The 21129-nt window shown below is 35.2% G+C and carries 21 protein-coding genes; 16 read left to right on the forward strand and 5 right to left on the reverse strand.

All coding sequences use genetic code 11. From position 1 onward, the window contains the following. Positions 1-10 precede the first annotated feature (10 nt). Positions 11-940 (forward strand): hypothetical protein, encoded by a 930-nt coding sequence (locus J3U14_RS00970; protein ID WP_267351289.1) that lies wholly within the window; start codon positions 11-13, stop codon positions 938-940. 60 nt (positions 941-1000) lie between these two features. Here J3U14_RS00970 and J3U14_RS00975 read toward each other — a convergent pair whose 3' ends face one another. Next, positions 1001-2008 carry a glycosyltransferase family 9 protein gene (locus J3U14_RS00975; protein ID WP_267351291.1) on the reverse strand — a complete coding sequence of 336 codons (1008 nt, stop codon included), beginning with the start codon at positions 2006-2008 and terminating at the stop codon, positions 1001-1003. Positions 2009-2292: 284 nt separating this feature from the next. Here J3U14_RS00975 and rfaD point away from each other — a divergent pair, with 284 nt between their 5' ends. From rfaD to tsaB, 3 genes are all read left to right on the forward strand, one after another. Continuing rightward, the gene (rfaD, locus tag J3U14_RS00980; RefSeq protein WP_267351293.1) at positions 2293-3219 is read left to right on the forward strand and encodes an ADP-glyceromanno-heptose 6-epimerase; all 927 of its coding nucleotides are present in this window, start codon (positions 2293-2295) and stop codon (positions 3217-3219) included. A gap of 318 nt (positions 3220-3537) precedes the next feature. Then, a complete protein-coding gene (locus J3U14_RS00985) occupies positions 3538-5442 on the forward strand; it encodes an ATP-dependent DNA helicase (RefSeq protein WP_267351295.1) in 1905 nt (634 codons plus the stop codon). Positions 5443-5471: 29 nt separating this feature from the next. Continuing rightward, positions 5472-6155, forward strand: a complete 684-nt coding sequence (tsaB, locus tag J3U14_RS00990; protein WP_267351297.1) for a tRNA (adenosine(37)-N6)-threonylcarbamoyltransferase complex dimerization subunit type 1 TsaB — start codon at positions 5472-5474, stop codon at positions 6153-6155. A gap of 60 nt (positions 6156-6215) precedes the next feature. Here the strand turns inward: tsaB and J3U14_RS00995 are convergent, their stop codons facing one another. After that, positions 6216-6482, reverse strand: a complete 267-nt coding sequence (locus J3U14_RS00995; protein ID WP_220216757.1) for a GrxA family glutaredoxin — start codon at positions 6480-6482, stop codon at positions 6216-6218. 380 nt (positions 6483-6862) lie between these two features. Between J3U14_RS00995 and J3U14_RS01000 the strand changes: the two genes are divergently transcribed. From J3U14_RS01000 to J3U14_RS01015, 4 genes are all read left to right on the forward strand, one after another. Then, positions 6863-7552: a DUF2884 family protein gene (locus tag J3U14_RS01000; RefSeq protein WP_267351300.1), complete on the forward strand. Its 690-nt coding sequence runs from the start codon at positions 6863-6865 to the stop codon at positions 7550-7552. 69 nt (positions 7553-7621) lie between these two features. Further along, positions 7622-8473, forward strand: coding sequence for a bifunctional methylenetetrahydrofolate dehydrogenase/methenyltetrahydrofolate cyclohydrolase FolD (gene folD, locus J3U14_RS01005; protein ID WP_267351302.1), 852 nt, complete (start codon positions 7622-7624; stop codon positions 8471-8473). Between the two features lie 75 nt (positions 8474-8548). Then, positions 8549-9040: a peptidylprolyl isomerase B gene (gene ppiB / locus J3U14_RS01010; protein ID WP_065559211.1), complete on the forward strand. Its 492-nt coding sequence runs from the start codon at positions 8549-8551 to the stop codon at positions 9038-9040. Continuing rightward, positions 9024-9785: a UDP-2,3-diacylglucosamine diphosphatase gene (locus J3U14_RS01015; protein WP_267369542.1), complete on the forward strand. Its 762-nt coding sequence runs from the start codon at positions 9024-9026 to the stop codon at positions 9783-9785. The genes ppiB and J3U14_RS01015 overlap by 17 nt, the downstream gene beginning before the upstream one ends. Here J3U14_RS01015 and modC read toward each other — a convergent pair. The 3 genes from modC to modA are packed head-to-tail and all read right to left on the reverse strand — an operon-like array spanning position 9764 to position 11917. Next, positions 9764-10447, reverse strand: coding sequence for a molybdenum ABC transporter ATP-binding protein (gene modC / locus J3U14_RS01020; RefSeq protein ID WP_267351307.1), 684 nt, complete (start codon positions 10445-10447; stop codon positions 9764-9766). The two genes, J3U14_RS01015 and modC, sit on opposite strands and share 22 nt — an antisense overlap. A 3-nt stretch (positions 10448-10450) precedes the next feature. Then, positions 10451-11140, reverse strand: a complete 690-nt coding sequence (modB, locus tag J3U14_RS01025; RefSeq protein WP_267351309.1) for a molybdate ABC transporter permease subunit — start codon at positions 11138-11140, stop codon at positions 10451-10453. A 12-nt stretch (positions 11141-11152) separates the two neighbouring features. After that, entirely contained in the window at positions 11153-11917 is a 765-nt protein-coding gene (gene modA / locus J3U14_RS01030) for a molybdate ABC transporter substrate-binding protein (protein WP_267351311.1), read from the reverse strand. A gap of 198 nt (positions 11918-12115) precedes the next feature. On the opposite strand from modA, the gene J3U14_RS01035 reads away from it, so the two are divergent. The 8 genes from J3U14_RS01035 to glnK all read left to right on the forward strand — a co-directional run bounded on the left by J3U14_RS01035 (position 12116) and on the right by glnK (position 21117). Further along, positions 12116-13030, forward strand: coding sequence for a TOBE domain-containing protein (locus J3U14_RS01035; RefSeq protein WP_267369544.1), 915 nt, complete (start codon positions 12116-12118; stop codon positions 13028-13030). A 10-nt stretch (positions 13031-13040) separates the two neighbouring features. Continuing rightward, positions 13041-14513 carry a molybdate ABC transporter ATP-binding protein ModF gene (gene modF / locus J3U14_RS01040; RefSeq protein ID WP_416380154.1) on the forward strand — a complete coding sequence of 491 codons (1473 nt, stop codon included), beginning with the start codon at positions 13041-13043 and terminating at the stop codon, positions 14511-14513. Positions 14514-14908: 395 nt separating this feature from the next. Further along, a complete protein-coding gene (uvrB, locus tag J3U14_RS01045) occupies positions 14909-16912 on the forward strand; it encodes an excinuclease ABC subunit UvrB (RefSeq protein WP_220216767.1) in 2004 nt (667 codons plus the stop codon). Between the two features lie 25 nt (positions 16913-16937). Further along, a complete protein-coding gene (locus J3U14_RS01050; protein ID WP_267351316.1) occupies positions 16938-17288 on the forward strand; it encodes a RidA family protein in 351 nt (116 codons plus the stop codon). 143 nt (positions 17289-17431) lie between these two features. Further along, on the forward strand, positions 17432-17932 hold the full coding sequence (gene purE / locus J3U14_RS01055) for a 5-(carboxyamino)imidazole ribonucleotide mutase (protein ID WP_267351318.1): 501 nt from the start codon (positions 17432-17434) through the stop codon (positions 17930-17932). A gap of 7 nt (positions 17933-17939) precedes the next feature. After that, a complete protein-coding gene (gene purK, locus J3U14_RS01060; protein ID WP_416380156.1) occupies positions 17940-19004 on the forward strand; it encodes a 5-(carboxyamino)imidazole ribonucleotide synthase in 1065 nt (354 codons plus the stop codon). A gap of 18 nt (positions 19005-19022) precedes the next feature. Next, positions 19023-20516: a dGTPase gene (gene dgt / locus J3U14_RS01065; protein ID WP_416380155.1), complete on the forward strand. Its 1494-nt coding sequence runs from the start codon at positions 19023-19025 to the stop codon at positions 20514-20516. Between the two features lie 262 nt (positions 20517-20778). Continuing rightward, on the forward strand, positions 20779-21117 hold the full coding sequence (glnK, locus tag J3U14_RS01070; protein ID WP_220216771.1) for a P-II family nitrogen regulator: 339 nt from the start codon (positions 20779-20781) through the stop codon (positions 21115-21117). The last annotated feature ends 12 nt before the right edge of the window (positions 21118-21129 follow it).

Consider the following 21129-nt stretch of genomic DNA (forward strand, 5'->3'; position numbering starts at 1 on the left):
GTTAATCAAAATGAAATTAAGTGATGAATTGTTTAAAGTAATCTATCGACTAACGCACTCTAAGCGTTATAAACATAACCGTAAACGTTGGCCTCATGTCAAAATCTCTCGTGGGGATTGTGGGCAAATAGTCGATTTTGCTTATAAAGGGATCTCGATTCCTATCATCGATCTTAAGTCATTAAAACATGCCTTTACCGGTCAATTAGTCATGGTTGCTTCTGGGCCATCCATTAATCAAATAACGTTTAAACACTCTCCATCGGTATTAACTTTAGGGGTAAATGGCTCATATTGTCTAAAGGACAAGATAAACTTTAATTTTTACGTTATCACGGATATTCACTTTTTTTCTCAACGACCTGAGATTGTAGAACAAATTATTGCTAACCCAGATCTTCTCTTATTTTTGCAAGTTGATGGTTTAGTGAAAATCATAAACCTTTTCGGTAACCAATCCATCTGTTGTAAAGTTGCGTTAATTGAAGATGCGTTCAAACTGACTTATCAACCAATCCAAACATTGTCTGAAATTGAAAATGATCCTACCCGAAATAAAAGTATTTACTTCTATCATAATGATCATCGGGAACATGAGCCGTTAGCCTTTGAGACAAATATTGTCAATGGCGTATTTCCGGCTAAAACTGTTGTTTATTGGGCGCTTCAAATAGCCGTTTACTTAGGTTTTAACCAACTTTATTTAGCTGGTGTTGATTTAAATAATTTCCATTTACCTCGATTTTATGAAACACCAGACAATATCACCTATTCACAATTAGCATCTGATTTTGAAAAAAATATTCTCCCTGCTTTTGAGCACGCAAGTTCTGTCATGAAAGCGTTAAAAGTAGAGGTTAAAAATATGTCTTTAGATAGTGCTCTTGATACGGATATTTTCGAAAAACAGGCTTATAACGATGTTTTTAATTCATTATAACTGAGTAAGCTTACGCTATATAAACTTCATGACAATAATATTTTTTAAGTGAAATCTGATTTAAAGATTTATTGTCAGCTGATCTATATAGTGCTTTAAGTTCATTATATCTAAATTTTGGGCTGAGTTTTCGGGTGCAATGATCTGTATTGCATTTTCATAATTAGGTTTATACACATCGTTATTTTTATATCGGGGATCAAAAGTATCAATCTCAGAACTATAAACACTAATTAAAGGTTTATTATAAGCATTGGCAAGATGTACAATAGAGGTATCAACCGAAATAACAAAATCACAATGTTTAATTAACGACGCAGCATGAAAAAAATGATTGAGTGGATTAATTACTATATTTGGTGATGGATGTAATTTACTGATTTTATCTGGCAAACCAACGACAATGGTTACTATATTGGGGTAACTCGACATAAGATCTATAATATCTTGTGCCTGTTTGCTTGAAAAACTTCGGCGATCTGAGGATGCATAAGGATTAAAAATACAGATCTTTTTAGATGGATAATTAGATAAAAGACCTTCAACTTGTAAATCATATTCATCGGAATAATGAAGATCATATTTGTAATCATTTTCGCTTGTTTGTATATTAATTCTATTTAAAATATACCTAAATCTTTGACTAAAATGTGCACTAAAATCCGTATAGGTGATGATTGAGTCATATACACGGTAACAATTGGGATAGTTAAAGCCAATAGTATGTTTAGGTTTTATTTTCTTGATGATCTTAAAAATCCAATTGGAATAACTGGTTCTATTGTTTGGATCAATAAATAGATCGCATTCTAAAGATTTTAAAACACGAATCTGTGATTTGGTTAATGGTCTGTCAAGACAAATAACTTGACTGACATAGGGATTAGATTCAAATAAAAAAGCATTGGATTTTTTTGTCAGCACTGTCACTTCAAAACCGTGAGTGGCGAGAATTTTAGGCAGTCCTGATATGATAACAGCATCGCCAAGTCCATTTTTACATGCTTGAATGGTGACTTTATCTATTTTTGATAAATCTAATTGAGACCGTTTCAGCTTAAAGGACAAAATAAAAAGTTTTACATTTTTGAATAAATAATTTCGTTTTCTGTTTAATTTGCTAATTGTATTGATAATTTTTTTAAGCATCGGCTAGGTCTAATTGTTTTGTCTTGATTTTTTTATTGTACCAAAATTTGTATCAGTAAAACATAACCATTAATAAGATAAAATGTTTTTCAAATTATGAAAAACAAATAAAGAATATTTAAATCTGATTGAATAAGAACACTCGAAAATAACGATATTATACAATATAATATCTTTATTCATTAATTAAAAAGGTAATTATTATGATTGTTGTGACCGGTGGAGCAGGATTTATTGGTAGTAATATTGTAAGAGGTCTAAATAAAAAAGGATTTAAAGATATCCTTGTTGTTGATGACTTAAAAGATGGGACAAAATTTTCAAATCTTGTTGATCTCGATATTGCTGACTATATGGATAAAGATGATTTTATTGTCGCCATTTTATCCAACGAAAATTTAAATATCGATGTCATTTTTCATCAAGGTGCATGTTCCTCAACGACTGAGTGGGATGGCAAATTTATGATGGAAAACAATTATCAATATTCTAAAGATCTACTACACTACTGTTTAGAATTTGATATACCATTTTTATATGCTTCTTCTGCTGCAACTTATGGTGGTCGTAGCGACAACTTTATCGAAGATAGAGCTTATGAAAAACCGTTGAATGTATATGGGTATTCAAAATTTTTATTTGATCAATACGTAAGACAAGTATTACCAACGGCTAAATCACAAGTATGTGGTTTTCGCTATTTTAATGTTTATGGGCCTCGTGAAACACACAAAGGTAGTATGGCAAGCGTTGCATATCATCTTAATGAACAGCTTCACAAAGGCGAAAAACTTAAATTATTCGCCGGAAGTGATACTTTCAAACGTGATTTTATTTATGTGGAAGATGTGGTTGATGTTAATTTATGGTTTTGGGAAAATAAAGTATCAGGCATTTATAACTGTGGAACTGGTAAAGCTGAATCATTCCAAACAGTAGCTGATGCGGTACTTAACTATCATAAAAAAGGTGAAATTGAGTATATACCGTTCCCGGAACATTTAGAAGGACGTTATCAACGTTTTACCCAAGCTGATTTAACCAAATTTAGAAATTCAGGTTGTCCGATTCAGTTCAAATCGGTGACCGAAGGTACGACCGAATACATGAAATGGTTAAATAACCAATAAAGTTTACGCTTTTTGGGCAATAGCATTTTTAATCATATTAACAACATCGTCCCTTAATAAACCGTTTTATCGTCATATCATTAAGGGGCGGGTTGATTAAGTAATTTTCCTCAAGTTTTTAATAATATCTAGTGCTGGCTGTAAATAATTGGTATAGTATATTGGTTATTTAAGTTACGGGTTGTTCAATTCCAATACAATCAATTCATCCCTTTTTTATGAAAATACTATGTTTTCTTTATATTGAATTATTCCTTAAATAAACTTTCTAGCGTTTACATATAAACTGAATTATCTTTTTAAATTAGGTGCATTTAAGTGATTGATGATTTTTCTGAAAATGGTTTGCTTGCTCAAACTATTCAAGGCTTTGTGGCAAGAGAGCCACAACGACATATGGCAAGTAAAGTTTCTGAATCAATTAAAAAACAAAAATCATTGGTTGTTGAGGCGGGAACGGGTACCGGAAAAACATTTGCTTATTTAGTTCCTGCGCTACGGAGCGATAAAAAAGTTATCATCTCAACCGGTTCGAAAAATCTTCAAGAGCAGTTATTTAGTAAAGACCTGCCCATTATCAAAAAAGCATTAGACTACACCGGTAAAATTTCGTTATTGAAAGGACGAGCAAATTATCTTTGCTTGGAACGATTATATCATCAATACGCGGCAGCCGGTGACCTTGATAAAGGATTACGGGTTGATTTAGCTCGCGTTAAAAATTGGTCAATCAAAACTAAAGATGGTGATATTAGTAAATGTACGACGGTAACAGAAGACAATGCGATATGGCCTATATTAACCAGCACTAATGATAGTTGTTTAGGTAGTGATTGTGAACATTACAACGATTGTTATGTGGTTAAAGCGCGTAAAAGAGCCATGAACGCTGATATTGTCGTTGTGAATCATCATCTATTTTTAGCCGATGTTGTTGTGAAAGATACCGGTTTTGGGGAGTTAATCCCTAAAGCGGAGGTAATGATCTTTGATGAAGCACATCAATTACCCGATCTTGCTTGTCACTATTTTGGGCAACAACTAACCAGTCGACAGCTTTTTGATTTAGCTAAAGAGATTAATCTTACCTATCGAACTGAAGTTAAAGATATGTCGCAGTTGCAGCAGTGTGCCGATAAATTGCAAAAATGTACGCAAGATTTACGTCTTGTGATTAATCAACAAGCACCTAAAGGAAATCTGCGGTTTTTATTCAATCAAGAACCAGTCAAAAAAGAGATAGCTTACCTTTTTGATACGTTGAATTTTTGTCATGAGGTTTTATTATTAGCGGTCGGACGATCATCAACTTTAGATAATTGTTTTGAGCGTGTTAATCAATATAAAACGTTGCTTAATAGATTAACTGAAACCCATGTGACTGGTTTTAGTTATTGGTATGAAAGCACTCATCATCATTTTGTCTTTGCTTTAACGCCATTATCTGTCTCGGATAAATTTACGGAATTACTAACAGAACGCAAAGGGAGCTGGATATTTACGTCAGCAACCTTGTCTGTAAATAATCAACTTGACTATTTTACCCAGCGTTTAGGGTTAACAAATGCGGATTCGTTAATATTAGAAAGTCCGTTTGATTATTTGCACCAAACGATAATGTGCGTTCCTCGTTATATGCCTTCACCCAATGAACATGGCATTGCAGAAAAATTGGTAGAGCTACTGTTACCAGTGATTGAGGCGAATAATGGGCGATGTTTTTTTCTGTGTACATCCTATGCGATGATGAATGCGTTAGCCAAGCAGTTTCGGGAACTGACAGCGTTACCAGTATTAGTTCAAGGTGAAACCAGTAAAGTTAAACTTCTAGAACAATTTATTAATAGTGGCAATGCGCTATTGATTGCAACCAGTAGTTTTTGGGAAGGAATTGATGTTAGAGGGGATACGCTTTCTTGTGTTATTATAGATAAATTACCTTTTACATCACCGGATGATCCCTTGATTAAAGCTCGCATGGAAGATTGCCAATTACAAGGTGGCGATGCTTTTAATGATGTGCAATTACCCGAAGCGGTGATCACGCTAAAACAAGGGGTAGGGCGATTGATTCGTCATCATGATGATCGAGGGGCAATCATTATTTGTGATAATCGTTTAGTCATGAGACCTTATGGCGCAATATTTCTTAATAGCTTGCCACCGTCGCCACGAACACGTGATCTGAACAAAGTTATTGATTTTTTGCTTGCCAAACACTAGCTTTTAAAAACGGACTATTTTGGAAAAAAATGAGTACTATTTTAGCCATTGATACCTCAACTGAAGCGTGTTCAGTTGCGCTATTATATCAAAATGAAATCACGCATGATTTTCTTGTTTCTGCTCGAGATCATACCAAGCAGATACTGCCTATGGTGGATAAAATATTAAAACAATCCGATTGCCTATTATCACAAGTTGATGCTATCGCTTTTGGACAAGGTCCTGGTAGTTTTACGGGTGTAAGAATAGGTATTGGCGTTGCTCAAGGATTAGCGTTAGGCATTGACAGACCGATGATTGGTGTCTCGACATTGATGACGTTAGCCCAAGGCGCTTTACGTTTGAATCAAGCCAAAAACGTAATTGCCGCAATCGATGCCAGAATGAACGAAGTTTATTTAGGACAATATCAATATGTTAATGAGCAATGGCAAGCCATGATCGATGAATGCGTGATTGCTCCTGAAAAGGTCGCTGATAAAGTCAAACGAAAATGTACAGCTGGCTATTATAGCGCAGGTACCGGTTGGCAAACTTATCCTGAAATGTTAACAGATATTAAAAGCAGCGATCTTTTGTTACCTCATGCACAAGATTTGATTGTTATTGCCAACCAAAAATGGCAAAGACAAGAGTTAGTGAATGTTGAAGATGTCGAACCAACTTATTTGCGTAACGAAGTTACTTGGAAGAAGTTGCCAGGGCGTTAAAAAAAATGCCACTGAAACGGTGGCATAGTATTAATAACCAATCAAGGAAAAGTGTTTAAACTACTCTTTAAATAATCCTAAGTGTGCTTTAGCATAAGCTTCAAAATCAGTACAACCGCCAATCGGTTTTTCATCAATAAAGATTTGAGGTACTGTTTCAACAGGTTTGCCAACACTTTTTGATAAATCTTCTTTAGTGATACCTTCTTCATTGATATCGACATAACGATAAGAAAAATCATCTCGCTCTTGAGACAGTTTTTCAGCTAATTCTTTTGCCCGTACACAATAAGGACAGCCTGAACGTCCAAAAATTACAGTAAACATTGGTCACCTCGGTTATATGTTATTTAATAATAGTTACTATACTTAACTTTTCTAGAAAAAAAAGCACTAAATCATATTTAATTTTATAGTTTAAACCTATTAATAATTTATTATTAGCTGTTAAGATTAATGAATACGTCTGATTTTAAATTAATTATTTCTAACAACGGTTAATTATTAAAAAACGTGTTTACCTAGTTTTAAACTAATATTGTTTATAAAGATAAGTTTCGTTGTTATTATGCTAAATATGGTTTTGTTAATGGCGTTTTTTTATGTCATGTAATTGATCATTTTATTATGGCAAATAAAAATTTTGTTATGTTTTTTTATTTAAAGTCTGGTTATAATTTAACTAATCTTAATATATAAACGTTGATATGTTAAAAAAGCTATTGTTTTTATTATTGTTTAATTCATTCACTGTTTTTGCTGCTAACCAAGAATGTGCAGTAAAACCCAGCTATGACATTGTAATAAGTAAACAGAATGTCCATATTTTTAATGATAAAAATGATTTATTGATTTCACCAACAGGAAAGATTATTTTCAATAATCAGTCGGTTTCGCCTTCTCCTCAATTGAAGCAAAATGCATTAAAATTTCAGCGTGCTTTACGTCAACAACTTCCAGAATTAGAACAACAAGCATTGAACTTGTTAGATGAAGTTAATACAACCTTCAAAAAAGCCATTATTACAAAATTGGATGATGATAGCGGATTACATGAACAACTCAAAAAATTATATAAACGATTAGTAAACTTATTACACCAATCGATTATCACTGAAAATAATGAAACCCATTTTTATTATAAAAATTTTAATAATTTAAAAAAAGATGGTGAACAGATTGGGCAACGAATTTTTTATAATATTGTCGGTAATAGTATTTTGCATTTTCGCCTGTTCAAAAATTATGGGGGAATTAAACAAATATCGAAAAATGAGTGGAAAACTCAAAAACCAAAATTAAAAGCTTTTGATAGTAAAATTTGTTCGGTAATTACAAATGTTGATACACAATATAAACAGATATTATCTCAACTTAGTCAAGCAAACGATAAGTGAATAGACATTAATAACAACTTTTGCGAAAATAAAGACTTTAGTGTTTAAAATAAGTAAGTATAGAAGCTCATGACTGCACATATAATTAATGGTAAAGCGTTAGCACAACAAATACGAAACGAAATTGCTAATAAGGTAAAAGTTCGGGTTGAAAATGGGTTATCTATTCCTGGGCTTGCTGTTATTCAAGTCGGTTCAGATCCTGCATCAAAAATATACGTAAACAATAAGCAAAAAGCTTGTGACGATGTTGGTTTTGCTTCATTTGCTTATGATTTTCCCACATCTACAACTGAAGCATTATTAGCATTGATAGATGAATTAAATCAGCGATCTGATGTGCATGGTATTTTGGTGCAACTTCCTCTCCCTGAAAATATTGATAAAACTAAAGTGCTTGAACGAATCGATCCGAATAAAGATGTTGATGGTTTTCATCCGTATAATATTGGTCATTTGTTACAGCGTGATCCACTTTTACGTCCATGTACACCCTATGGTGTGGTTAAAATGCTTGAATCGACCGGTATCAATTTATCTGGATTAAATGCCACTGTGGTTGGTGCTTCAAGTATTGTTGGTCGTCCCATGGCGTTAGAACTGCTTTTATTGGGTTGCACAACGACAATTACACATAGTAGAACGGTCGATTTAGCAAAGCATGTTAGTAATGCTGATATTGTTATCGCTGGGGTCGGAATTGCCAATTATGTGAAAGGCGAATGGATTAAACCCGGCGCTATTGTTATTGATGTCGGTATTAATCGTTTACCTGACGGTAAGCTTGTTGGCGATGTAGAATTTGATACTGCCGTAAAACGCGCGGGTTGGATAACACCTGTTCCCGGTGGTGTAGGGCCAATGACGGTCGCTATGTTAATGAGCAATACACTTCAAGCTTGTGAAAAATTAAGTAATTGAGTTCAATTAATCGAAACTCATTTAAGGTTTATTTGTTAGATTTACATTAAATAAAAATGAAAATAAGGAACATTTATGATCGTATTTCACACTACATATGGTGATATAAAAATTAATACTTTTGATGATAAAGCACCGGAAACGGTTAAAAACTTTGTCGAGTATTGTAAAGAGGGGTTTTATAATAACACTATTTTTCATCGTGTTATTAATAATTTTATGATTCAAGGTGGTGGTTTTGAACCGGGTATGAAACAAAAAAAGACGAAAGCACCGATTCAAAATGAAGCCGCAAATGGATTAAAAAACAATCGTGGTACATTGGCGATGGCACGTACATCAGATCCGCATTCAGCTACAGCACAATTTTTTATCAACGTGGTTGATAATGATTATTTAAATTATCGTTCAGCAGATGTTAACGGTTTTGGCTATTGTGTTTTTGCCGAAGTGGTTGATGGACTTGATGTCGTTGATAAGATCAAAGCGGTTAAAACGGGACGTAATGGTATGCATTCCGATGTTCCAGTTGAAGACGTGATTATTACGAGTGTCACGGTTGAATAATCCTGTCCGTTACTTTATCGCTGATATCCATTTATCAGATAGTGAGCCTGTGGCTGATTCATTTAATATTAGCGCAGGCTTTTTCTCGTTTCTTGACACATTACCTGAATACAGTGAACTTTACATTTTAGGTGATTTATTTGATTATTGGGTGGGTGATGATGTTAATTCTAAATTACAAAATCAAGTTGCAGATGCATTAAAATTACTTTCTCAACGTCATATTAAAAAATATTTTGTTCATGGTAATCGTGATTTTTTATTAGGTAAAAGATTCGCAGATTCTTGTGATATGATTTTATTACCAGATATAAATTGCTTAGCAAAACAGAACGGAAAAATTGTTTTTTTACATGGTGATTTGCTTTGTACAGATGATCTTCAATATCAAAAGTTTCGTAAAGTGATGCATAACCGATGGTTGCAAAAACTCTTTTTAATGATGCCATTATTCATCCGTTTGAAAATTGCTGCAAAATTAAGACAACAAAGTCGTGAACGTAATCAAGTTAAATCAGCGTATATTATGGATGTTAATCAGCAAACGGTTGACAGTATGATGAAACACTATCATGCAGATATTATGGTGCATGGTCATACACATAAACCTGCTGTTCATGATTTTTTAGTGGACAATAAACCTGTAAAAAGGCTTGTACTGGGTGCATGGCATGATGGTATTTCGTATATTAAACAAGAAAAAGATAGTGCTCAATTAACTCTTTATAACCACTCTTGTAAATAAGCGCTTTGCAAAATAGAATCGGTTTTTCCATAATCTAATAATTTTCCTTGTTCCAAAATGACCACATCGTGAGCGATACGTTTGACTTCGTTTATGTTATGAGTGACATAAATTATTGGGATGTTTAGTTCATTAACCAATTTTTCGATGTAGCTTAACATCTCTTTTTTACGCGGCATATCTAACGCTGATAAAGGCTCATCCATTAATAATAGTTTAGGATGAGTTAAGAGTGCTCGACCAATAGCGACTCGTTGCTTTTCACCGCCTGACAACATGGCTGGATAGCGTAATAATAAAGGGCGAATATTGAGTACATCGACGATTTCATCAAATCGTGACATTGTGATTTTTTTTGCACCATAGGTTAAGTTTTTTATGACCCGGTAGTGGGGAAAGAGCAAAGGATCTTGAAATACGGTGCCAATATCTCTTTTTTCAGGCAAAACAAAAATTTTTTGTTCTTCATCATATAAGGTTGTGCCATTAAGTTGGATAAAACCATGGTCAGGTTTAATTAAACCATTAATCAAATTAATCAGTGTCGATTTACCCGCACCCGATACCCCTAATACGGCAGTCACACCTTGACAAGGAATTTGAAGTTTAAATTCAAATAAAAAACGGGGAAGTTGTTTTTTTACATCAAGATTTAACATCATTTATCAGCCTGCTATCTTTTTTTTATGCCAGCGGTTTAATATTTCAGATAAGAATAACGCCACTAGCGATAAGATAATGGAGATAATGCAAAGTCGAAAAGCGGCGAATTCACCATTTGGTATTTGCAATAAAGTATACATGGCTAAAGGCAATGTACGGGTTTCACCCTGTATATTTGAAACAAAGGTAATCGTTGCACCAAATTCACCTAAACAGCGAGCAAAACCAAGAATTATGCCCATTAAAATACCAGGAAAGGCTAATGGTAATGTTATGGTTATAAACACTCGTAACGGTTTTGCACCTAACGTGCGAGCAACTTGTTCAAGGCGGTAGTCAATCGATTCTATCGCCAAGCGAATTGAACGTACCATTAAGGGAAAAGCAACCACGGCTGAAGCTAACGCGGCCCCTTGCCAATTAAAACTAAAACTAATATCTAAATAACGATAAAGCCATTTACCGATTATTCCCTGTTTGCCCATGGTCAACAGTAGCAAATATCCCAACACTACAGGTGGCAAAACTAAAGGAAGATGAACAAAACTATCCAAACAAGATTTTCCCCAAAATTGGCATCGAGCCAAAATCCATGCGGTGAAAATACCGATGGGTAAACTGCAAGCAATGGCTACGCCTGCAATTTTTAAACTTAGCAATAAGGTTTGCCATTCAAAGTCTGTCAGTAGCATAGTGATAATGTGTTATTGCGTGATAAATCCATATTTTTCAAAAATTATTTTAGCATTGGGTGATTGCAAATATTGATAGAAATTTTGTGCTTCAGGTTTCAATAAAGCGATCGGGTACTCAATCGAGGTAAATGTATTGGCAGGAAACGTCCCTACTATTTTCACTTTATTACTTACTTTAGCATCTGTGCTGTAGACAATCCCAAGTACGGCTTCGTTGCGTTCAACTAACATTAAAGCATCACGAACATTACTTGCCGGTGCAAACTGAGGGGATAATTGATCATATACCCCTAAATTTGTTAATGACTCTTTAGCATAAAGTCCTGCTGGCACATGATCGGGATCGCCAATAGCCAGTTTTTCATTTTTAGGCAAAATAGCATTCCAATTCGTTGTAGAATTAATCTCAACTTTATCAATCGAAGACTGTTTTGGTGCAATAAGTACTAAAGCATTTTTGAGTAAGTTATCTTTATGGTTAACAAGATGATGATCAATCAAGTAAGTCATCCATTTCTGATCGGCAGACATAAAAATATCAGCCGGTGCACCTTGTTCAATCTGTTTGGCTAACACGGATGATGAGGCAAATGAAAACACAATCTCAACATTTTTATGATCGGTTTGATATTCATTTGCAATATCTTGCATAACGTTCGTCAGTGAAGCCGCAGCAAAAACAGTTATCTTCTCAATGGCTGAAACAGAAACGCTAAATAGAGTGGTTGCTGTCAACAGTGTTACGGCTAACAATGTTTTTATGTATTTGTTCATCCTCTTCCTCGCTCGATATAGGTTGTTTTAATATGACCTATCATATTGGTTTAACTAAAGTTGTCATAACAGATAGCTAATCGTTATATAAAATATTATATAGCGATGCTATCAAAATTCGTTAATAAAGTACAATTAAACTTTTTGATATTTAGGATTGATTCGACAATCGAAAGCGTGTTTAACGGTATAGGGAAATTGCTAAGTCATTTTATTGCTAATCAATCAATTAGTAAGATCGATTCATTTTTTGGTGAATGGCTAAAAAGCGTTTACAATAACAGAAATCTTTTGGTGACGGGTCGCTTTGAAATAAGCGCAATAATGGCTAACATCATGTTTTATCCTGAAATTTTACTGACATTAAATCTGAATCAACACCGGTTTGTCGATCCTCGTCGAATAGCCTTACTTAAAGCGATTGAGCAAACAGGCTCATTAAGTCAGGCTGCAAAACAAGTCGGCATGAGTTACAAAACTGCATGGGATGCTATTAATGAAATGAATGCGTTAGCCCCGACTCCTTTTTTTATTACCTCAATTGGTGGCAAGAAGGGCGGTGGAACAAAGCTTAGTCCTTATGCAGTAAGATTTATTCAGCTTTATGAGTTGCTAACGCAATTACAGCAAAATGCTTTTAATATATTGAGTGATGATAAAGTTCCACTCGATGATATTTTAAAAACGACAGCAAAGTTATCTTTGCAGACCAGTGCACGTAATCAGTTATATGGTAGTATTAAGCAATTAGAGATCAATGAGGTCGCTGGCTATATCACCGTTCTATTAAGCGATAATCAAACTGAATTGAAAGTTAATATTACCCAATCAAGCGTGCAACGATTAAAATTGAGTCCAAATAAAACTGTTATGTTACTCATTAAAGCCCCTGCCATTGAATTTAATCATCTCAATGAAAACTGTTTATCGGCAAAAGTGGTGCAAATTAAAAGCGATAAACATTGGAGTGAAATTCAATTATTATTGCCCTCTGGGCTTGCCATTTATGCGACCAAATTAACCCAAGAAATAGAAAAATTGGCAATAACTAAAGACAAGAAGATTATGCTGTCTATTGATCCACAGCACATTATTATCGCTACCTTAATATAATATTGAATAAATGGAGGTATCCATGTTACGAATTGAAAATGCGGTTTATAAGATTAGTGATTATCGTGTATTTGATATTGAATCTTTGACGCTCAACTCAGGCAGTAGTTTAGCGTGTATTGGTCGTAACGGCAGCGGTAAATCGGTTTTTGTGAAAGCTATCGCTGGAGAGTTACCCCTATTATCTGGTATAATTGTTAACCAATTTAAATCCATTGCCCATATCTCGTTTGAGCAACTGCAAAAATTGATTGATGACGAATGGAAGCGAAATAATACAGATATGTTAAGTGAAGGTGAGCACGATACTGGATTAACGACTTCGCAAATTATTCAACAAGCCCATGCAAATGAATCTTTGTGTCAGCAATTAGCGCAACAATTTGGTATTAGCGAACTTTTAAGCCGTCGATTTAAATATCTGTCAACTGGTGAAACCCGCAAAGCATTGATTTGTCGAACGTTAATGGTAAAACCCGATTTATTGATTTTAGATGAACCCTTTGACGGATTAGATGTGCAATCACGTGAAAACTTATCTCAAATCCTTGAGGGGTTGGTCAAACAAGGAATTACTATCATATTGGTTTTAAATCGATTTAATGATATTCCCCCATTCATTGAAAATATTGGACTATTAGCCGATTGTCAACTCTTGAAAATGGGTAAAAAAGATACAATATTAAAGGATGAAATAATCCAGCAGCTGGTTAATTTGGAAAATCTGCCTGATATGTCATTACCAGAAGCAGATGAATCACCTATTGAACTTGCCGATCACTTAGATCGTATCATTTTAAATAACGGCTATGTTTATTATGACGATAAAGCGGTGATTAATGGATTAACTTGGCAGGTTAAAGCGCATCAAAATTGGCAAATTATCGGGCCTAATGGTGCCGGTAAATCGACACTATTAAGTTTAATCACAGGCGATCATCCTCAAGGTTACAGCAATGATTTGACACTTTTTGGGCGTAAACGTGGCTCTGGTGAAACCATTTGGGACATAAAACGTCATATAGGCTATGTCAGCAGTAGCTTCCATTTAGACTATCGAGTGAGTACCAGCGTTAAAAATGTCCTTTTGTCCGGTTATTTTGATTCTGTTGGGGTTTATCGAACAGCGAGTGATAAACAAAATAAGCTAGCGGATAAATGGCTACAACTACTTGGTTTATATTCTCAGGCTAATAAACCGTTTCAATCGCTTTCTTGGGGGCAACAGCGCTTAGTTTTGATTGCCAGAGCATTGGTTAAACATCCTACATTATTAATATTGGATGAACCCTTACAAGGATTAGATTATTTAAATCGAGAATTAGTCAAACGTTGGATAGATTGCTTAATTGTTGATGGGCATACACAATTGTTATTTGTGTCTCATCATGCTGAAGATGCCCCTAAATGCATCACTCATCGATTAACTTTTGTACCTACAACTGATGTTAACTATCAATATAAGGTTGAAGAGATTCATTAGTTTGTTAGTTTTTTGCTATTAAAAACTATTTAAAAATAGAAAAAAACAATTAAATAAAGGCGATTTAATCCCTAAATTTTTTGTTGAAATTTGAAAAAATTTTAAAAAGACTATACTTATGGAGTTATCCCCCAACCCTGTGGATAACTCTGTGAGTAGTTTATTCAAAACAGTAAAAAACTCAGTTTCTATAAGGTTTTGTATTGAACTGTTTAGATTGTAAGCGTAATGGAATGAAATTAATAATATCAATAAGTTATCATAAATCAAGTTGTCATTAGTAAGCGGCGATTAATTGAATTTATGTTAACTGAACAAAAAATATAACATTTTAAAAGGTCAAGCCCTTTTGGGGATAATTTTTATTAATAGGTAAAATTTTAGGTTACGACGTAATGAAAAAATTCAAATTGTGTTCCGATTTTAAACCTGCCGGCGACCAGCCAGAAGCGATTAAAAGGATTAATCAAAATCTTGATGACGGAATAGCACATCAAACATTATTAGGCGTGACTGGCTCAGGTAAAACGTTTACAATGGCAAATGTCATTGCTAAACATAATCGCCCAACGATTATTTTAGCGCCAAATAAAACACTTGCTGCACAGTTATATGGCGAGATGAAAGCTTTTTTTCCTGAAAATGCTGTTGAGTACTTTGTTTCTTACTATGATTATTACCAGCCAGAATCTTATGTACCTTCAACCGATACATTTATTGAAAAAGATGCATCGATTAATGAACATATCGAACAAATGCGACTTTCGGCAACAAAATCTTTATTGGAACGTCGTGATGTCGTCATAGTCGCTTCGGTATCAGCGATTTATGGCTTAGGTGCGCCAGAAACTTACATGTCAATGATTTTGCATTTAACTAAAGGTACGATTACCGATCAGCGCTCGATATTAACCCGTTTGGCTGAATTACAATATACGCGTAATGACCTTGGATTTAGTCGTGGTACTTTCCGAGTTCGTGGTGATGTCATCGATATTTTTCCGGCTGATTCGGATGAACTTGCGGTAAGGGTAGAACTATTTGATGATGAAGTCGATCGAATTACATTATTCGACCCATTGACAGGTAATAGCGTTAATGAGGTATCACGTATAACTATCTATCCAAAAACCCACTATGTTACACCAAGAAACATTATGGAAAATGCGATTGCTCAAATTAAGCTCGAACTTAAAGAGCGTCAGAAAGTACTACTTGATAATCAACGACTGTTAGAAGAACAACGTTTAACGCAACGTACGTTATTTGATATTGAGATGATGACCGAATTAGGCTACTGCTCGGGTATCGAAAACTATTCACGGTTTTTATCACAGCGCAAACCGGGCGATCCGCCGGCAACGTTATTTGATTATCTACCGGCTGACGGATTATTGTTTATTGATGAATCCCATGTTGCTATTCCCCAACTAGGTGCAATGTATAATGGCGACCGTTCACGTAAACTTAATTTGGTTGAATATGGTTTTCGTTTGCCGTCAGCGTTGGACAACCGTCCATTGAAATTTTCTGAATTTGAAAATATTATGCCGCAAACAATTTATGTATCGGCAACACCGGCAAAATATGAAATCGAAAAATCGGGTGGCGAAATCATCGAACAAGTGGTTAGACCAACAGGCTTGCTAGATCCTATTATTGAAATAAGACCGGTGGCAACGCAAGTTGATGACTTGCTTTCGGAAATTAAAATCCGCATGCAAAATGAAGAGCGGGTATTAGTTACCACCTTAACCAAAAAAATGGCAGAAAATCTAACCGATTATTTATCGGAGCATAATGTGAAAGTGAAGTATTTGCATTCTGATATTAATACGGTTGAACGCATGGAGATTATTCGGGATTTACGGTTAGGCAAGGTAGATGTGCTTGTTGGAATTAACTTATTACGTGAGGGATTAGATATTCCTGAAGTCTCGCTTATTGCGATTTTAGATGCTGACCGAGAGGGCTTTTTACGTTCTGAAAGTTCTTTAATTCAGACAGTAGGACGTGCCGCGCGTAATGTAAATGGTAAAGCGATTTTGTATGCTGATAAAATTACGCCAGCAATGCAAAAAACCATTGATGAAACCGCTCGACGTCGAAAAAAACAGGAAGATTTTAATACTGCACATGGCATTACACCAAAATCAGTACGTAAAGAGATTAAAGATATTTTAGAAGCAGGATTAAGCACTAAAAAATCAACGGCGAAAGTCCAAGCTTTTGAACCGGGTAAACCGTATCATTATGTCTCTGTCAAAGAGGTTCAAGCCAGAGTGAAAGAGCTAGAAGCAATGATGTATGAAGCAGCACAAAATCTTGAATTTGAAAAAGCAGGTGTGTTGCGTGATGAAATAAAAAAATTACGTGCAGATTTTATTAAGGTTTCTTAATTAATCATCTTATAAGGAATAAATGATGGCAATAACACGAATTGATCCAGCAGAACGTTGGTCTGAAGCGGTAATACACAATGATGTAATTTATTATACCAGTGTACCGACTAACTTAATCGACGATGCTTATGCACAAACTAAAAGTGCACTGGCTGAAATAGATAATATGTTAGCCAGAGCAAATAGTGATAAAACACAGCTTTTAGATGTTACCATTTTTCTTGCCAACAAAAGTGATTTTATCGCAATGAATAAAGCATGGGATGAATGGGTAGCAAAAGGCAGTGCGCCCGTTCGTTGTACGGTACATTGTGCGCTGATGGTAGAAGCGTATCTGGTTGAAATAAAAGTTATTGCTGCGGTTAAAGCGTAAATTAAAATTGATGCACATGCTACCTTTGTTATGTAGGCAATGGTAGCATGGTGTATATCCTTAACGATCCTTTTTATCCCCATTCATAAAATTTTAGTGTATACTTTATCTACTTAATCTTTTAAATATTCATACAATTTTCTATGCGTATTCAACCTAAAATTGCTATTGTTATGGGCTCCAAAAGTGATTGGGCAACGATGCAACATGCTGCAGACGTGCTCGATATACTCAGTCTTCCTTATCATGTTGAAGTCGTATCTGCTCATCGTACTCCAGATAAACTGTTTCAATTTGCTCAGGACGCTAAGCAAAAGGGCATTGATGTGATTATTGCTGGTGCTGGCGGTGCAGCTCACTTACCGGGTATGTTAGCGGCTAAAACGCTTGTCCCTGTACTGGGTGTACCTGTTCAAACCGCAGCTTTAAGTGGGGTAGATAGTCTTTATTCAATTGTGCAAATGCCTAAAGGCATTCCTGTTGGTACGCTAGCGATTGGTAAAGCTGGGGCAGCAAATGCCGCTTTACTTGCGGCGCAAATTCTTTCCTTGCATGATGCCGATATTTTCCAACGATTATCCCTTTGGCGATTAAGTCAAACGGATGATGTCCTTAATCATCCCGATCCGCGAGTTGAAGATTAACATGACAATGAAAACGGTATGTGTACTTGGAAACGGGCAATTAGGACGAATGTTAAGACAAGCTGGTGAGCCTTTAGGGATAAAAGTCTATCCTGTTGGCATAGATGTTGAACCCGATTCAATTCCTTATCAACAGTCGGTGATTACTGCTGAAATTGAACGTTGGCCTGATACGCCTTTTACCAAGCTTTTAGCTAACCATCCTCAATTTGTTAATCGCCATGTATTCCCTATTATTGCCGATCGTTTAACGCAAAAACAGTTACTCGATGGACTTGGTCTACCAACAGCGAAATGGCATTCACTTGAACATCAACAACAGTGGACAAATCTGTTTGCACAGTTAGGACAACGTTTGATTGTTAAACGTCGAACAGGCGGATATGACGGTCGTGGTCAATGGCGGATTACCGATCAGAACAATGTCAATATACCGGATGAAATCTATGGTCATGCGATCGTTGAGCAAACCATTAAATTTGAGAAAGAAGTTTCACTAATTGGGGCTCGTAATGCTAATGGGAACAAGGTTTTTTATCCGTTGACTAACAATTTACATCAAGACGGCATTTTAAAAATGAGTGTTGTCTTACCCGATGAATACAAAACATTACAGTCAAAAGCTGAGCAAATGCTATCGGCCATAATGGATAAACTAAATTATGTGGGTGTCATGGCGATGGAGTGTTTTGTGATGGGTAATGATTTGCTCATTAACGAACTGGCGCCTCGTGTGCATAATAGTGGACATTGGACACAAAATGGTGCTTCAATTAGTCAGTTTGAACTGCATTTAAGGGCTTTATTAGGATTGCCACTACCTAAGCCAGATGTCTTTACCACTTCAATTATGGTGAATTTAATCGGTACAGAACTCAATAAAAAATGGTTATCGATTGATTTAGTGCATCTGCATTGGTACGAAAAGGAAGTCCGAGTTGGGCGTAAAGTAGGGCATATCAATTTAACACATGATAATCCAGATAAATTAAAGCAATCTTTAGCTAGTTTGATATCGTTATTACCAGTGGAATATCAATCGGCTATTGAATGGGTGAAACAGAAATTATAATAATATGAATACAAGGGATTGAGTATGATCGACTTCAATAAAAAAATTAACTATCAACGTAGCGCAAGCAAAACCCGAGAAAAGATAACCAATCTCTACTCAATAATTCGTTGTTTCGAAAGCGATCGAGGAAGGATCCTTAACTCTGCTGCGATTCGCCGTTTACAGCAAAAAACACAAGTTTTTCCATTAGAGCGTAATTCAGTTGTCAGAACACGATTAACCCACTCCATGGAAGTACAACAGGTAGGGCGTTATATTGTTAAAGAGATCATTCATCGTCTTAGCAACGCCGGAAAACTGGAACAATTGGGATTAGAACAAGTTATTATGCCGATTGAAAGTCTGGTTGAAATGGCTTGTTTAATGCATGATATTGGTAATCCTCCTTTCGGACACTTTGGTGAAAAAGCAATTAACCAATGGTTTGGTTCACGATTAAAAATTCATGCATCATCTTATTATCCTGTGCTTGAAATACAAAAAACGGATAATACTGAGCTTCAGGAGTTGAAAAGTAAAATCCGTCAAGACTTATGCAATTTTGAAGGTAATGCACAAGCCATACGATTAGTTCATACCATTTTGCGATTAAATCTTACTTATTCGCAAATTGCATCAATATTAAAATATTCCAAACCTGCCTATTGGTTGCGTGAAGTTCCTGTTAAATTCTCCTATTTGATGAAAAAGCCGGGTTATTACTTATCTGAAGAGCCTTTTATCAAAGAGTTATCTGAACAACTTGATATTAAACCTTTTCACCGTTATCCACTCACTTATATTATGGAAGCAGCAGATGATATCTCTTACTGTATTGCCGATCTTGAAGATGCGGTAGAAAAAAAATTATTTTCTGTACAACAACTTTATGAATATTTAAAGGACGCTTGGGGGCCAACCAAACCTGGTGATCTTTTTGATAAAGTTGTCGAGCGTTCATATGAAAATCTAAGACAAAATCAATTTAATGCGATAGCTATTGGGCAATTTTTCATGTATTTACGTGTTAACACTATCACAAAACTCGTCCCTCATGCTGCTGAGCGCTTTATTGAAAATATCGAGGAGATATACCATGGTTCATTTAATAATGCGCTGTTGGAAGGTCACGGGGCTGAATATAAATTATTAAATATCTTTAAAACGGTTGGAGTTAAATATGTTTTTAATCATGAATCTGTTGAAAATATTGAATTACAAGGTCACCGAATTATCAGTGGATTGTTAGATATCTATAGTCCTTTACTCGATATGCCAACCCATGATTTTTTAAAATTAGTAAAAGACGATAATCACAAAGAATACCCGATTGAAACACGGCTTTATCATAAACTTTCCGCTAAACATCGGGATGCTTATCAACAAGCTATTAAGAATAAAGATGAAACGAAAGACACTTTTCAAAGTTGGGAGTTCTATTATCGTTGTCGTTTGTTGCAAGATTATATTAGTGGCATGACTGATCACTTTGCTTTTGATGAATACCGCAAGTTAATGGTGACCTTCTAATTAAATTAATGAATAGATTAAAAGGCACTACAAAAACGCAATAGCACCAGAATAGTGCATCAAACGCTATCGAGTTAAATTTTCTTGATAACCCAATAGAGCTTGTCAGCTCAATCATTTGTTATACAATTCATGTTTTATACCTGCATGATAACGCTTCATCATTACTTATCTAAAATCACAACAAATTAATCTTAATCAAAGCTGGCATAACCTTTGCATTATGTTGATTACCCATAGTAAAAGATGAGGAGTTACACAGATGAAATTAGTGACTGTTGTGATTAAACCTTTCAAATTAGAAGAGGTCAGAGAATCACTTTCAAATATTGGTATCACTGGATTAACTGTTACAGAAGTAAAAGGGTTTGGGCGGCAAAAAGGTCATGCCGAACTTTATCGAGGTGCAGAATACACTGTTAATTTTTTACCTAAAGTAAAAATAGAGTTAGCGATCAGTGACGATCAACTCGACGAAGCTATTACCACAATTTGTCAGGCAGCTTATACCGGCAAAATTGGCGACGGAAAAATTTTTGTTACGCCATTGATGCATGTCGTTCGGATCCGAACAGGTGAAACCGATGAGTTAGCACTATAAATAGGGATTATA

It is taken from the genome of Gilliamella sp. B3801 (assembly GCF_026536645.1).
Taxonomy (GTDB): domain Bacteria; phylum Pseudomonadota; class Gammaproteobacteria; order Enterobacterales; family Orbaceae; genus Gilliamella; species Gilliamella apicola_I.